A 14,898-nucleotide genomic window follows, 5' to 3' on the forward strand; every position below is an offset into this window, starting at 1 on the left:
CGCATGTGCACGCTGCTACTCGCCTACCGGGCCCACCCCGCATACCGGCTCGTCATTGCCGCCAACCGCGACGAATACTACCAACGCCCGACAGAGCCCGCCCGCTTCTGGGAGGACGCCCCGCACATCTTTGCCGGGCGCGACCTGGTACACGGCGGCACCTGGCTCGGTGTGACCGCGACCGGACGGATCGCCGCGCTCACCAACTACCGCGATCCCGGCGATCCGCACCGGCACGGCCCTTCATCGCGCGGGCGGCTGGTGAGCGGCTTCCTGGCGGAGGAGGCGGGCGCCGAGGAGTACCTGGCCCGGTTGCGGGAGTCCGGCATTGCCTACGGCGGCTATAACCTCCTGGTCGGGGACAGCGAGCGGCTTCTCTGCTACTCCAACAAGAGCGACCGGGTACTCCCGATAGAGCCGGGAATCCACGGCCTGAGCAACCACCTGCTGGACACACCCTGGCCCAAGGTGCGCTGCGGCAAGGACGGGCTTGCCCGCCTCTTGTCCCGCGGGCACGTCGAACCGGAGGAGCTTTTCGCACTCCTGGCCGACGAGACGCATCCTGCGGACCAGGAGTTGCCGGATACGGGGGTGGGGCTGGAACTGGAGCGGATGCTGTCGCCGATCTTCATCAGGAGCGCACAGTACGGCACGCGCTCATCGACCGTTTTACTGGTGGACCACGAGGGGAAGGCGGTCTTTATCGAGCGCGGTTTCGATGGGGGCATGGTCAGGGAGAGGCGGGCGGAGTTCCAGTGGTGAGGAGGAACGCCCATCCACCACCTCCCTCGCCCTTCGGGAGAGGGTCGGGGTGAGGGCCAGCCACCACCTCCCTCGCCTTCGGGAGAGGGTTCGGGGTGAGGGGCCGCTACAACCTCCCTCGCCCTTCGGGAGAGGGGCGGGGTGAGGGGTGAGGGGCCGCTACAACCTCCCTCGCCCTTCGGGAGAGGGTCGGGGTGAGGGCGCCGGTACGGCAGAAAAAGCGAAGGGGCGAACCATTGGTGGTTCGCCCCTATTTTGTTGCTTCAGGTGGCGGAGGGGTGATCTGTAGGGGCGAATAATCATTCGCCCGGACCTTGCCCGCTCCTATCTAGCCCGCGTCTACTGGTACTGGATGTACAGCGGCTTCGGGTTGAGCATGAGCACCTCTTTCGGGGTGAGCAGCGCGTCACCCTTCTTGGTGTCGTTGTGGTAGAAGAGCTTGAACCCGGTGAACTCCACAGGCTCGGCCACGACGTAGTCCTTGTAGGAGTCGCGCTTGAGCCAGGGGGCGCCCCAGCCGTCCATGTTCATCACGATCTGCACCTCGGGGCGCAGCTGGATGTTCTTCGAATTGGTCACGCCGTTTCTGGTGAAGCGGTGCACGATGAACACCTTCGGCGGGAGGTTGTACTTCTTGACCAGCTCTTTCAGGTAGTTCGAGGCGTAGTTGATGTCGGCGGCGTCATAGGTGCCGATCTTGGTGCCCGGTTTCTTGCCGCTCTTGATCAGGTTGAACTCCGGGTCGATGCCCAAGTGGACGTCCGGGTTCTTGAGGATCCACTCGAAGCGAGGCAGCACGTTGCGGATATTGTCGTGCCCGGTCTGGATGTCGATGAACATGACGGCGTTGATCGACTTGGCCCAGCTGTAGACGTCGTTGATGATCTTGTCGGGCATGACCATGCGGTAGAGGCCGGCCTTGCCCGGTTCCCCCTGTGCCACGACCGCGATCAGGTGCAGCGCGGGCTGTACCGGGTGGGAGGGATCCGCTGCCTGCCATTTGGCCGCTTCACGCTTCAGACGCTGCAGCATGTCGTCCTTCTGGTACTCGCCCAAGGCCCCCATTCTCTTGGAGAGGGGGTTGCCGTAGTAGGCGACGATCCTCTTCTGGGGCAGGATAGAGCCCGGCAGCGGCGCCGGATATTTCACCGGCCATCCCTTCTTGGCCGCGAAGTCCGGGTCCTCGCCGGCGCGGTACGCCGACTTGGGTGCGGCTGCCTCTTTCCCCTTGGCCCCCTTTCCCTTTTTCCCGGCGCTGGAGTGCGCGTCGAATTTGGCGGGGGGGGCAGCCGGTGCCGTCGCTTCGGTTGCAGGCACGGCAGGTGCGGCGGGGGTGGCTGTCGCCGGTGCAGGCGTCGCCGGAGGGGCCTGGGCAGAGCTGGCTTGCCCCTGCTGCACGGCGCCGGCGCTGGTCGTGGTGGCCGAGGCCTTTTTATCCTTGCATCCCACGAGTGCCAGCGGCAGGGCCAGCAGGGCAATCAGCAGGAGGGTAGGGCGATGGTTCGGGTACAGGTGCTTCACGTTGAAGTTCTCCTTATGGGGGTGCAGCCTTGACCGGCCTTGGCCTATGCGGGCATCGGGGTGCAGACGGCGCCGGGCGTGCTTTTTTCTGATTGTGCGGAGTCTGGTTTTGGCGGTTGTTGGGGAGATATCGGGGCGGGCGTTAGTGCCTTACACCTGTGACAAAACCGACAAGCTCGTCCGTACTTATACCCTTTTTGCATTTGCGGTGTCAACAACCTGTGACCGGTTTTGGTGAGAAAAGTTTTATGTTGCGTTGAAATCTGCTCCTTTTGCCTCTTTTTTTTCATTTCTTCAAAGAATTGTTCCTATTTAGCGCCACTATGGCGTTGACGATAGCTCTTACCGAGTGGTATGCTCGGCGGTCGAAAAATAGGTCCGACCTGTTCACCGGTCGATGGCGATAGTTACTGGTTCCCTTGGCAGTACTAGCAGCAGAAATTCAATTCAATGTAAACCGGAGGTATCTGTGCGCAAGAAGATCGGTATTCTGTTGGCTCTCGCTTTGTCTCTGTCGTCTGCGGCAACCGTTTTCGCGGCGGCTCCCGCCAAGCCGGTGACGATCGGCATCTCGAAGATCGTTTCTCACCCGGCGCTGGACGCGGTCGTGAAGGGGATTCAGGATGAACTCAAGGACTCCAAGATCAACGCAACCTTCGACGTGCAGAACGCCAACGGCGACATCAACACGGCGGCGTCCATCGCCACCAAGTTTCAGAGCGAGAAGGTAAACCTCGCCGTCGGCGTCGCCACCCCGACCGCGCAGGCGCTGGTGAACACCCTGAAAGGGATCCCGATCGTCTTCTCCGCAGTTACCGACCCGGTCAAGGCGGGCCTGGTTCCCTCCCTCGCCAAGGGTGGCAAGAACATCACCGGCGTTTCCGACATGACCCCGGTGAAGCAGCAGATCGAGATGCTGCTCAAGATCAAGCCGAAGACCAAGCGTATCGGCCACATCTACACCAGCTCCGAGGAGAACGCGGTCGTCCTGGCCGGCATGGTGAAGCAGGTCTGCAAGGAGAAGCACCTGGAGTTCGTTGAGACCACCGTCACCAAGTCCGCCGAGGTGAAGCAGGCCGCCCAGACCATCGCCAACCGCGTCGACGCCATCTACATCTCCACCGACAACACCGTCGTCTCCGCCATGAGCGCCGTCGCCGAGGTAGCCGCGAAAGCGAAGATCCCGGTCATGTCCGCCGACCCGAGCTCCTCCGAGACCTACGACGTCCTCGCCGCCTGGGGCTTCGACTACTACAAGATGGGCCGCGCCACCGGCAAGATGATCATCGAGATCCTGAAGGGCAAGAAGCCGGAGCAGATTCCGACCCGCTTCATGACCAAGGCTTCCGACGTCGACCTCCTGATCAACCTCGACGTTGCCAAGAAGCTCGGCCTGACCGTTCCGGCCGACATCGTCAAGGCCGCCAAGACTGTCCGTCAGAACGGCAAGATCACCAAGAAGTAAGTCAAGCAGTAAACCATTGGCCCACCTTCGCTAAAGCTACGGTGGGCAAGCTCCACTTCACTGAAGCTACGGTGGGCAAACTCCGCTTCGCTCAAGGTAATCTTCAAGAGGGAGTCCGGGCTTGCCCACCGTAGCGCTTCAGCGCGAAGGCGGGTACCAACGGTTTCGAATAAGGTTCTAAGAAGGGTGTTATGATCGAAGGTATTTTTGTTGAAGGATTGATCTATGGCATCATGGTCCTGGGCGTGTTCATCTCGTTCAGGATTCTTGATTTTCCGGACCTGACGGTTGACGGGTCCTTCCCCCTGGGGGCCGCGCTCATGGTGCAGTGCCTCCTCTCCGGTATGAACGGCTGGCTCGCGCTCCTCGTCGCCTTTGCCGGCGGCGTGCTGGCCGGCGTGGTCACCGCCCTCATCCACAACCACCTGAGGGTGCCGAACCTTCTGGCCGGTATCCTCACCATGACCATGCTCTACTCGGTCAACATCCGCATCCTGGGCAACCGCGCCAACGTCCCCATCCTGGATCAGTCCACCATCCTGAAGCAGGTCACCGAGAAGTTCACCGGCGTCATCCCCGACGAATACATCCTCTTGGTGTTCTTCCTGATCGTCGCCCTGGTGGTGAAGGTGCTGCTCGATCTCTTTTTCCGCACCGACCTCGGCATGACCCTGGGCGCCATGGGGAACAACGAGCAGATGGTCATTTCCCAGGGGGTGAACCCCAAGACCCTGAAGACCATCGGCGTCGGCCTTTCCAACGGCCTGGTCGCCATCTCCGGCGCCTTCGCCGCCCAGTATCTCGGCTTTGCGGACGTGGGGCTTGGCCAGGGAATCATCGTTTCCGGTCTCGCCTCCGTCATGATCGGCGAGTTCCTGATGCTTAAGAGTAACCGCATCGGCGTGCTCACGTTCTGTGCCCTGGCAGGCTCCGTCTGCTTCTACGCAGTCATGTACGTCGGGCGCTTCTACGGCTATGTCATCCACATGACCCCGAGCGACCTGAACCTCATCAAGGGCGTGCTGATCATCGTCCTGCTGATCGCGACGCAGGCAAAGAAACTGAAGGTCCCGTTTAAGGTGGCGAAATGATAGAGCTCAAGAACGTTTCCATCGTATTTGGCCAGGGGACCGTCAACGAAAACAAGGCCCTGAAGAACATCAACCTGAAGGTGAAGGAAGGCGACTTCATCACCATCATCGGCTCCAACGGCGCCGGCAAGTCGACCCTGTTCAACACCATCGCCGGGACCTACCTCCCGAGTGAGGGGCAGATCTTCGCCAACGACAAGAACGTGACCCGGGACCCCGAGTACAAGAGGGCGAAGTACATCGGCAGGATCTTCCAGAACCCGCTGCTCGGCACCGCCGGCAACATGAGCCTGGAAGACAACATGACCATCACCCATAAAAAGGGGATGAAGTGGTTGCGCCGCAGCCTGAACAACAAGACCCGCGAGATCTTCAAGCAGGAGCTGGTGCAGCTCAGGATGGGGCTTGAGCACCGGATGAAGGAGAACCTGGTCATGTTCTCCGGCGGACAGCGCCAGGCGCTCACCCTGCTCATGATGGTCCTTTCCAAGCCGGCCCTCATCCTACTCGACGAGCACACCGCAGCGCTCGACCCGAAGAACGCCGAGATCGTGCTCGAGCTGACCAACAAGTTCATCAGCGAGTACAACCTGACCGGCATGATGATCACCCACAACATGACCCATGCCATCGAGTTCGGCAACCGTCTGCTCATGATGGACGGCGGCGAGATCATCTTCGACATCGAAGGGGAAGCGAAGAAGGCGCTCACCGTCGAGAAGCTGATCCAGAAGTTCCACGAACTGCGTCACAAGACCTTCGAGAACGACAGGACCCTCCTCGCCGAAGACTGATCGGCGGGAAGATTAAGAGGTACCCAGAAGGCCCGGTGGAAACGATCCGCCGGGCCTTTTTGTTTAAAGGCAAAAGGCTCCAACGCAAAGGCGCGAAGCCGTAGAGACGCAGGGGACGGCGAATCAAAGTCTTTGGTGGTTTTGGATCCCCTCAAAGGGGATTCTTAGCGCCTTTGCGGCTTGGCGTCTTTGCGTTGAAGCATTTTCGCTTTGTTTTGTATCTCTCCGAAGGTTTCTTTGCGTCATTGTGGCTTCGTGTTACGAACCGCCTTTCGCCGTAGCTTCAGCGAAATTGGATCTTGCCCACCGTAGCTTTAGCGAAATTGGAGCTTGCCCACCGAAGCTTTAGCGAAATTGGAGCTTGCCCACCGTAGCTTTAGCGGAGGTGGGTACATAATCATTGACACAGCTCGCGCCAGCGGTGTATTAAAGGATACTTTTTTGTCAATAAACGCAGTAGAAGGACTGAGAGAAGCCATGATAAAGATCGATTTCGAGAAGATGGGTGGACTGATCCCTGCTGTTATCCAGGACAACGAAAGCGGGGAAGTGTTGATGGTCGCGTTCATGGACGAGAAGACCCTGAACCTGACCCTGGAAACCGGCAAGACCTGGTTCTTCAGCCGCACCAGAAACAAGTACTGGATGAAGGGCGAAGAGTCCGGCAACACCCAGGAGGTGATCGAGGTGCTGACCGACTGCGATGCCGACACCGTGGTGATCAAGGTGAAGCAGAACGGCCCCGCCGCCTGCCACACCGGGAACCGGAGCTGCTTCTACGTGAAGTACGAGAACGGAACCTGGGTCGAGCACTCCAACCCGCTCTTCGATCCCAACGACGTCTATAAGAAATAACCTAAAAGCCACGGAGCCAACGCTCGCGTGGCTTTTTTATTTTTTCCCCTCTCCTCCTGGGAGAGGGTGGCCGAAGGCCGGGTGAGGGCGACGCCACGAAGGTAACCATACCCCTGTCCGGTTCTAATTGGTTTTCATCTTAATCTGAACTTTCAGCCTGGAGGAACTATGGAAAAGTTGAAGCTCGGCATCCCGAAGGGGAGCCTTGAAAACGCCACCGTCGACCTGTTCAAGAAAGCCGGCTGGCAGATATCGATCTCTTCGCGCAGCTACTTCCCCGGCATCGACGATGAAGAGATCAAGTGCTCCCTGATCCGGCCGCAGGAGATGGGCAAATACGTGGAGCGCGGCACCATCGACGTCGGGATCGCCGGCCGGGACTGGATCCGCGAGAACGAGTCCGATGTCATCGAAGTCTGCGAGATGGTCTACTCCAAGGTGTCACGCCGTCCCGCGCGCTGGGTGCTGGTGGTGAACGGCAACTCCAAGATCCAGGGCCCCGAGGATCTGCACGGCGCCACCATCTCCACCGAACTGGTCGGTTTCACCAAGCGTTACTTCGCCGAGAGGAACATCCCGGTCAACGTCGAATTCTCCTGGGGGGCCACCGAGGCCAAAGTCGTCGAGGGGCTCTGCGACGCCATCGTCGAAGTCACTGAGACCGGTTCCACTATCAAGGCCAACGGTCTGAGGATCGTCACCGAGCTGATGGAATCCGTCCCCGTCATGGTGGTCAACAAGGCCGCCTGGGAAGATCCCTGGAAGCGCGCCAAGATCGAGCAGATCGCGACGCTGCTGCAGTCCTCGCTGCGTGCCGAGGGGATGGTCGGTCTCAAGATGAACGCGCCGAAAGAGAAGGTTGCCGAGATCACCGCCGTCATCCCGAGTCTCAAGAGCCCCACCGTTGCCAACCACTACAACTCCGACTGGGTATCCATCGAAAGCATCATGCCCGAACAAGAAGTCCGCCGCATCGTCCCCGAGCTCATCAAACTCGGCGCCGAAGGCATAGTCGAGTACTCGCTGAACAAGATTATCTAGTTACAGAACGTCCCTGCTAAATAAAAAGCCCGGTCCACTCCAAGTGTGGCCGGGCTTTTTCCTACGCAGCACCATGCCGGGTCAGGAATGGTTGCGCACCAGCCTGATCTCCAGCTTACAGTCGACCGCGGCGGCATATTTGCGAAGCATCTCCAGAGAGGGCGAATGGCGGTGGGAGCCGAGTGAACCCTCCACTCTCGCCAGCGACGGCTGGGAAATCCCCATCCTGTTAGCCACTTCTTCCTGAGTCAATCCTGCCTGCTTTCTAGCTGATAGCAGAATATCCAAAGCCGCAAATTCATCCTCCGATGCCTCCCAAGCCTCCTTGAACTCCGGGGGCTTAAGCTCATTAGCCAGCGTATTTCCAGCGTTGTACGAAACAGGCTTATAACCCATGTTCTAAAATCTCCTTTTGACGCGCCCTACAACTCCGACTGGTGCGCTTGCCAAAGTTGTCCGTGGTGATATGCTGCTGGCTTGGAAGCTTCTAATCTTGTGCGGAGGTTGTGCCATGCCATTTAGCAACGTACCACATGTGGACATGATTGGTAGGTCAGCGGCAATTGCGCAGGCCTTAACTCCTGAGTTGCACGCATACTTGGTTTCCCTGTTTCCCACCCCGGCGGGGATCACGGAACTCTTCCAGAGATACGAGACAAGCTTCGCTGCATCTACTTAAAGGAGATCCTGAAAAGGTCAAGGCGTGCGAGGCGGACAGGGAGGCACTTGATCAAGCGATTGGCTTGTTATTCGGGCTTGGCAAAGCAGCCCACCGCAAAGATCCCACCATTCTGGGCCAACTTGGTTTCACTGAAACTAAGAAGCCGGCAGGTACGGGAAAGCCCGTCGGAAAAGCCGTGGGGTTCCACCTTAGTTTCGGGAAGGATGGGAACCCGTGGGTCGCGTTGACAAGGATCAGCAATGCAAAAGGATATGAAGTGTGGACCTGTAATGGTGACCCTGGCAACGAACAAAATTGGAAACTCCTGGTTTGGTCGACTACCTGTAAAAAAATATTGCTAAGCGGGATAAACCGGTCGGTGCCAAACTTCCTCAGGGTCAGGGGCAAGCGTGGCGATATCGTAGGTCCTTGGTCTAGCTGGATAGTGCTGGATCCCGTCTAATGTTGATCGCCCCCTTCACGTTTCGTGAGGGGGGCGACACCTCCCTTCACGTCGCACCCCTTCTGAAGGCGTTCCTCTGTTGAAACGTCACATCTTGGCGCTTGATAGTAGACTTCCCCCGTAAAACGTCCACTTCATGCCCCCAAAACGTCATTTGGGAATTTGAAGTGCATTTTATTATTGGGGAGTGGTCACTTCAAGACCCGAAGTGTCGATTTCAAGCGCAGAAATGTTACTTCGGGGGCTGAAATGTCTACTTCCAGAGGGAAATGATCATCTCGCAGGGGGAAGGGGGCATTCTGTCGGAAAAATCCATTTCCGTGAAAGTGAGATCGCAGTTTGGCAGGTGACGAGGCAGGTATTTGCGCCTGAGGCGGGTACTTTGCCTTTTTGCCTGCCTTAGCTACTATATTTGAAAGATTGTCAAGGAGGTGGTCATGGCGAACAGTATCACTTTGCACCGCGTGTTTCGTGCGACACCTGAAAAGATCTATCGTGCATTCCTCGATTCTGATGCCCTGGTGAAGTGGCTGCCGCCCAATGGCTTCACTGCCAGGGTGCATCAGCTCGATGCAAAGGTCGGGGGGACGTACAAGATGTCGTTCAGCAATTTCTCGACGGGCCAGACCCATTCATTCGGAGGCACCTACCTCGAATTGGTGCCGCATGAACGGATACGCTACACAGACGCGTTCGACGATCCCCAACTCGCGGGAGAAATACAGACCACGATAACCCTGCGCCGGGTGTCGTGCGGCACGGAATTGAACGTCGTGCAGGAAGCGGTTCCTGCAGCCATTCCTGCGGAGGCCTGCTATCTCGGCTGGCAGGAGTCGCTGGAGTTGTTGAAGATGCTTGTTGAGGCGGATATTCCTTGAGGTAGGGGAGGGGGCGACATCGGACCGTCCCCTGCGAGCATCGTGGATGCCCTCAGGAGACGGTGCAAGCGGCTGCCAGTGCGACTATCTATCTCTTTTCGTGCGCCTTTTGCCCGTGCACCCGCTCGTATGCGCGGCAGAAGGGGCAGACGTCTTCCTCGATGCGGGTCACGAAATCGTAAACGAGACCCTTTTGGTGATAGCGGGCATGAAGGCAGACCGGGCAGAGTTCGCATACGGTTGCCATGGCTTTGTCCAATGCGGTCGGTTTCTCTTTAAGGGGCATGTTCTGTATTCCTTTGATGACGTCTTTGAGCTGGCGTGCACATCCGGTCAATCCGGGATCAGGATGGTGGAGCCTGTGGTCTGGCGCGCCTCCAACTCACGGTGGGCCTGGGCGGCGTCCTTTAGCGGGAAGCTCCGGTTGATCTCTATCTTCACCTTGCCGGAGGTGACCATCTCGAACAGCTCGGCTGCCGCCTCTTCGAGTTCGGAGCGCTTGGCGATGTAGGTCGCGAGCCCGGTGCGGGTCAGGTACAGGGAGCCGAGCTGGGAGAGAAGCAGAAGATCCACTGGCGGCACGGGGCCGGAAGCGTTGCCGAAGCTCACCATCAGGCCGCGGGGGCGCAGGCATTTGAGGGACGTTTCGAAGGTGTCCTTCCCCACGGAATCGTAGACCACGGCGGCACCTTCTCCGCCGGTGATCTCCTTCACCCTCTCCATGATGTTCTCGGTGCGGTAATTGATGCAGTAGTCGGCGCCGTGGCGCCGCGCCAGCTCGCACTTTTCTTCCGAACCGGCCGTGCCTATGACCTTGGCGCCGAGCGCCCGCAGCCATTGGCAGGCGATGGTGCCGACGCCGCCGGCAGCGGCATGGAACACGACCGTATCTCCGGCCTGCACCCGGTAGGTCCTCCTGACCAGGTACTGTACGGTCAGCCCCTTGAGCATCATCCCGGCTGCTTGTTCGAAGGAGACCGCATCGGGGAGCAGGCACAGCCGGTCCTCCTTGATGACGCGGGACTCGCAATAGCCGCCGCCGGAAGTGCCCGCGTAGGCCACGCGGTCACCCGGCTGAAACAGCGTCACCCCCTCGCCGATTGCCTCGACCATCCCGGCTCCTTCGTTGCCGGCAATCGCCGGCAGCGGCATCTTGTAGAGCCCGCTGCGCTGGTACACATCGACGAAGTTTACCCCGACCGCCTTGTGCCGGATGCGCACCTCCCCCGGTCCCGGCTCAGGTACCTCGACCTCCGTCCACTTCAACACCTCGGGCCCGCCGTATGCTTGGAAGCAGATTGCTTTTGACATAAATACCCCCCTTCGCGTCATTATTGGCTAACAAAAAGGCCGCCCTGCAGCGGACGGCCTTCTTTGTCTTATGCTTGCTGCCACGGAGGCAGCCGGAGTCAGCGAAAGCTTCGCGTTTCTGCCTGCTGTCCCCGTGACAATGCGTTACGAAATCATCTCGCAGTCGTCTTCGGGCCAGCTGTCCAGGCTGCCGTCGGGAAGTTCCACCTGCACGGTGTCCCCCTCGATGGTGCAGCCGTAGCTCAGACCGATCTCCCCGGTCTTGGTGTTCTTCACCCGCACGCGCTGCTCCTTCCTCTCCGTCGTGTCGCATATCTCTGAATGTACCCTTTTCATGGTAACCTCCTGAGCTTTGATTTAATGATAGCAGCGCCGCTTCGCAGTGCAACTACAGGACGGAGGCGATCTCCGGCGACGCGCTCTGCTTGAACTGTTCGAAGTTGTGACGGAACATCTCGACGAGCTTTTGGGCCATGGCATCGTACCCATTCTTGTCGCTCCAGGCGTTTCTCGGGTTCAGGATCTCAGCAGGCACCCCGGGGCAGGTGGTCGGGATGTCCAGGCCGAAGACCGGGTCCTTGACGAAGCTTCCGGCGCTCAGGGTGCCGTCCAGGGCCGCGTTCACGAGGGCGCGCGAGTAGGCGATCTTCATCCTCCCCCCAACGCCTGGGCCGCCGCCGCTCCAGCCGGTGTTCACCAGCCAGCAGTCCACCTTGCTGGAGGCGATCTTCTTCCCGAGGAGGTCGGCGTACAGCGACGGCCTGAGCGCCATGAAGGGGGCGCCGAAGCAGGCGGAGAAGGTGGCTTGCGGCTCGGTGACGCCCGCCTCGGTCCCTGCCACCTTGGCGGTGTATCCGGAGAGGAAGTGGTACATGGCCTGCTGCGCGGTGAGCCGCGCGATCGGCGGCAGCACACCGAATGCGTCGCAGGTGAGCATGATGACGTTGCTTGGGTGTCCTCCCACGCCGGAGGGGACGATGTTGGGGATGTGGGTGATCGGGTAGGAGGCCCGGGTGTTCTCGGTGAACGAGGCGTCGTCCAGGTCGATCCGGCGCGAGATGGTGTCGATGGCCACGTTTTCGAGGATGGTGCCGAACCTCCTGGTGCACTGGTAGATCTCCGGCTCGCTCTCGGAGGAGAGGTTGATCACCTTGGCGTAGCACCCCCCTTCGAAGTTGAAGACCCCCTCTTCGTCCCAGCCGTGCTCGTCGTCGCCGATCAGCAGGCGGTTGGGGGCCGCCGAGAGCGTGGTCTTCCCGGTGCCGGAGAGGCCGAAAAAGATGGCCACTTCGCCGTCGGGGCCGGTGTTGGCCGAGCAGTGCATGGACATCACGTTCTTTTGCGGCAGGAGGTAGTTGAGCACGGTGAAGATCGACTTCTTGATCTCGCCTGCGTAGCTGGTGCCGCCGATGATCACCATCTTCCTCGCGAAGTTGATGATGATGAAGGCCTCCGAGTTGGTGCCGTCGACGGTGGGCTGGGCATGGAAGGCGGGGAGGTCGATGACGGTGAACTCGGTCTTGTGGGAGAGAAGCTCCTCCGGGGTGGCGCGCAGGAACATGTTGCGGGCGAACAGGGAATGCCAGGCCCGCTCGGTTATGATGCGCACCGGGATCCGGTGGGCGGGGCTCGCCCCGGCGAAGCAATCCTGGACGAACAGGTCGCGTCCCTGCATGTAGTTGCACATCTTCTGGTAGAGTGCGTCGAACTTGTCGGCGGGGAAGGGGCGGTTCACCTTGCCCCAGTTGATGTGGCGGCTCGAAGACGGTTCGTCCACGATGAACTTGTCGTTCGCAGCCCGCCCGGTGTAGTGCCCGGTCTTCACCGCGAGCGCGCCCAGGTGGGAGATGAGCCCCTCGCCGCGGCGGACCACCTGCTCGTACAGGACGGAGGTCGGGGAGGTCCAGTAGATCAGGTTCGCGTTCGTTATGCCATGCTGCTCCAGCCCATTGCCCCTGGTGATGTCGTTTAATCTCACTGCGTCCTCCCCCTTCTCATTGGATCTGCGACAAGCTTAAAAGATATCAGGGGGAGGTGTCTTTGCAACCGGCGCGGCAAAGCAAAGGGGCCCCGGTCCTTAAGACCGGGGCCCCTGCCCGTTTCATTTGAATGTGCAGCCTGTTACTAGTCGTTGAACCCTTCCGCGGAAGCCGGGTTGTACTGCTCCCAGTGTTCCGGGGAACGCCACAGGCCGGAAAGGATCATCTCGCGGATGTGGAGGAACTCTTTCGGGAGGCGGTCGTACATCTTCACGAACAGCTCCTCGTGGGAGAGGATCTCTTCCTTCCAGACGTCGCGGTCGATGGACATGAGCTCCTGGTACTGCTCGCGGGAGACCTCGTTGAGGCCGGTCCAGTCCAGGTCCTCGTAGCGCGGCATCCACCCAAGCGGGCTCTCCACGGAGGCGCCGCGGCCGTTGGCGCGGTCGGCGATCCACTTGAGAACGCGCATGTTCTCGCCGAAGCCCGGCCAGAGGAACTTGCCGTTGGCGTCTTTACGGAACCAGTTGACCGAGAAGATGCGCGGCGGGTTCGGAGTGGTGCGCCCGACCTGCAGCCAGTGGTTGAAGTAGTCTGCCACGTGGTAGCCGGTGAACGGCAGCATCGCGAACGGGTCGCGGCGGACGTTGCCGATGGCGCCTACTGCGGCTGCGGTGGTCTCGCTCCCCATGGTGGCGGCGAGGTAGACGCCGTAGCTCCAGTTGAAGGACTGGTACACCAGCGGGATCACGTTGTTGCGGCGGCCGCCGAACACGAACGCTTTCATGGGCACGCCCTTCGGGTCTTCCCAGGCCGGGTCGATGGAGGGGCACTGGGAGGCCGGGGAGGTGAAGCGGGAGTTCGGGTGCGCGGCGTTGCGGCCGCAGCCCGGGGTCCACTCGTTGCCCTGCCAGTCGGTCAGCTTCGCCGGCAGCTCGTCGGTCATCCCTTCCCACCAGACGTCGCCGTCCGGGGTGAGCGCCACGTTGGTGAAGATGGTGTTCTTGGCGCAGGAGTGCATTGCGTTCGGGTTGGACTTGAACGAGGTGCCCGGGGCCACGCCGAAGAAGCCCGCTTCCGGGTTGATGGCGTAGAGCTGGCCGTCGGGGCCGGGCTTGATCCAGGCGATGTCGTCGCCCACGGTGGAGATCTTGTAGCCGCTCTTGGCGAAGTGGTCGGGCGGGACCAGCATGGAGAGGTTGGTCTTGCCGCAGGCGCTCGGGAAAGCGGCGCCCAGGTAGGTCTTCTCACCTTCCGGGGTCTCGATGCCGAGGATCAGCATGTGCTCGGCCAGCCACCCCTCGTCCTTGGCGATCTTGGAAGCGATCCTGAGCGCGAGGCACTTCTTGCCCAAAAGCGCGTTGCCGCCGTAGCCGGAGCCGAAGGACCAGATGGAGCGCTCCTCGGGGAAGTGGACGATGTACTTCTCCTTGTTGCACGGCCAGGGCACGTCTTTCTGGCCCGGGGCGAGCGGTGCGCCGACCGAGTGCAGGCAGGGGACGAACTCGCCGTTCTCACCGAGGATGTCGATGACCTTCTTGCCCATGCGGGTCATGATCTTCATGTTGACCGCGACGTAGGGGGAGTCGGAGATCTCGACACCGATCTTGGCGATGTTGGAGCCCAAGGGGCCCATGGAGAAGGGGATGACGTACATGGTGCGCCCCTTCATGCAGCCGGTGAAGAGGCCGGTCAGGGTCTTCTTCATCTCTTTTGGGTGCACCCAGTTGTTGGTCGGGCCGGCATCCTGCTTGGCGATGGAGCAGATGAAGGTGCGGTCCTCGACGCGCGCCACGTCGCCGGGGTCGGACAGGGCCAGGTAGCTGTTCGGGCGCTTCTCCGGGTTCAGTTTCCGGAAGGTGCCGCCTTTGACCAGCAGTTCGCAGAGGCTATCGTACTCCGCCTCGGTCCCGTCGCACCAGTGGATCTGGTCCGGCTGGCACATCTCGGCAACTTCCTTCACCCACGCCAGCAGCTGCTTGTTCTTCACTTCGTAATTCATGGATATTCCCTCCTTTGGGTATTGCTTCATCGCATTTTTAGAAGAGACCAAACCCTCCGCGGTGCTGCTAATCTC

14 protein-coding genes are annotated in these 14,898 nt (G+C 60.2%); 7 read left to right on the forward strand and 7 right to left on the reverse strand.

The window, feature by feature from the left end; translation table 11 throughout:
• Positions 1-3: 3 nt before the first annotated feature.
• On the forward strand, positions 4-762 hold the full coding sequence (locus KP003_RS02520) for an NRDE family protein (protein ID WP_217300254.1): 759 nt from the start codon (positions 4-6) through the stop codon (positions 760-762).
• A 339-nt stretch (positions 763-1,101) separates the two neighbouring features.
• On the opposite strand, the gene KP003_RS02525 is transcribed toward KP003_RS02520, so the two are convergent.
• Entirely contained in the window at positions 1,102-2,283 is a 1,182-nt protein-coding gene (locus tag KP003_RS02525; protein ID WP_216497249.1) for a hypothetical protein, read from the reverse strand.
• A gap of 469 nt (positions 2,284-2,752) precedes the next feature.
• On the opposite strand from KP003_RS02525, the gene KP003_RS02530 reads away from it, so the two are divergent.
• The 5 genes from KP003_RS02530 to hisG all read left to right on the forward strand — a co-directional run bounded on the left by KP003_RS02530 (position 2,753) and on the right by hisG (position 7,529).
• Entirely contained in the window at positions 2,753-3,748 is a 996-nt protein-coding gene (locus KP003_RS02530) for an ABC transporter substrate-binding protein (protein WP_216497248.1), read from the forward strand.
• Between the two features lie 191 nt (positions 3,749-3,939).
• Positions 3,940-4,839, forward strand: a complete 900-nt coding sequence (locus KP003_RS02535) for an ABC transporter permease (protein ID WP_216497247.1) — start codon at positions 3,940-3,942, stop codon at positions 4,837-4,839.
• On the forward strand, positions 4,836-5,633 hold the full coding sequence (locus KP003_RS02540; protein ID WP_217300255.1) for an ABC transporter ATP-binding protein: 798 nt from the start codon (positions 4,836-4,838) through the stop codon (positions 5,631-5,633). Before KP003_RS02535 ends, KP003_RS02540 begins: the two co-directional genes overlap by 4 nt.
• Positions 5,634-6,110: 477 nt before the next feature.
• The gene (gene hisI / locus KP003_RS02545) at positions 6,111-6,488 is read left to right on the forward strand and encodes a phosphoribosyl-AMP cyclohydrolase (RefSeq protein WP_216497245.1); all 378 of its coding nucleotides are present in this window, start codon (positions 6,111-6,113) and stop codon (positions 6,486-6,488) included.
• Positions 6,489-6,656: 168 nt separating this feature from the next.
• On the forward strand, positions 6,657-7,529 hold the full coding sequence (hisG, locus tag KP003_RS02550) for an ATP phosphoribosyltransferase (protein ID WP_217300256.1): 873 nt from the start codon (positions 6,657-6,659) through the stop codon (positions 7,527-7,529).
• Positions 7,530-7,610: 81 nt separating this feature from the next.
• Here the strand turns inward: hisG and KP003_RS02555 are convergent, their stop codons facing one another.
• Positions 7,611-7,925 (reverse strand): helix-turn-helix domain-containing protein, encoded by a 315-nt coding sequence (locus KP003_RS02555; RefSeq protein WP_217300257.1) that lies wholly within the window; start codon positions 7,923-7,925, stop codon positions 7,611-7,613.
• 1,165 nt (positions 7,926-9,090) lie between these two features.
• Here KP003_RS02555 and KP003_RS02560 point away from each other — a divergent pair.
• A complete protein-coding gene (locus KP003_RS02560) occupies positions 9,091-9,531 on the forward strand; it encodes an SRPBCC family protein (RefSeq protein ID WP_216790433.1) in 441 nt (146 codons plus the stop codon).
• A gap of 88 nt (positions 9,532-9,619) precedes the next feature.
• On the opposite strand, the gene KP003_RS02565 is transcribed toward KP003_RS02560, so the two are convergent.
• The 5 genes from KP003_RS02565 to KP003_RS02585 all read right to left on the reverse strand — a co-directional run bounded on the left by KP003_RS02565 (position 9,620) and on the right by KP003_RS02585 (position 14,823).
• Positions 9,620-9,778: a hypothetical protein gene (locus KP003_RS02565; protein WP_239027595.1), complete on the reverse strand. Its 159-nt coding sequence runs from the start codon at positions 9,776-9,778 to the stop codon at positions 9,620-9,622.
• A gap of 86 nt (positions 9,779-9,864) precedes the next feature.
• Entirely contained in the window at positions 9,865-10,842 is a 978-nt protein-coding gene (locus tag KP003_RS02570; protein WP_217300258.1) for a quinone oxidoreductase family protein, read from the reverse strand.
• A 144-nt stretch (positions 10,843-10,986) separates the two neighbouring features.
• Positions 10,987-11,178 carry a hypothetical protein gene (locus tag KP003_RS02575; protein ID WP_216497238.1) on the reverse strand — a complete coding sequence of 64 codons (192 nt, stop codon included), beginning with the start codon at positions 11,176-11,178 and terminating at the stop codon, positions 10,987-10,989.
• Positions 11,179-11,230: 52 nt separating this feature from the next.
• Complete coding sequence (gene pckA / locus KP003_RS02580) at positions 11,231-12,820, reverse strand: phosphoenolpyruvate carboxykinase (ATP) (protein ID WP_217300259.1); 1,590 nt, start codon at positions 12,818-12,820, stop codon at positions 11,231-11,233.
• A gap of 146 nt (positions 12,821-12,966) precedes the next feature.
• Positions 12,967-14,823, reverse strand: coding sequence for a phosphoenolpyruvate carboxykinase (GTP) (locus KP003_RS02585; RefSeq protein WP_239027596.1), 1,857 nt, complete (start codon positions 14,821-14,823; stop codon positions 12,967-12,969).
• Positions 14,824-14,898 lie beyond the last annotated feature (75 nt).

The organism is Geomonas diazotrophica, from assembly GCF_019063885.1.
GTDB lineage: Bacteria > Desulfobacterota > Desulfuromonadia > Geobacterales > Geobacteraceae > Geomonas > Geomonas diazotrophica.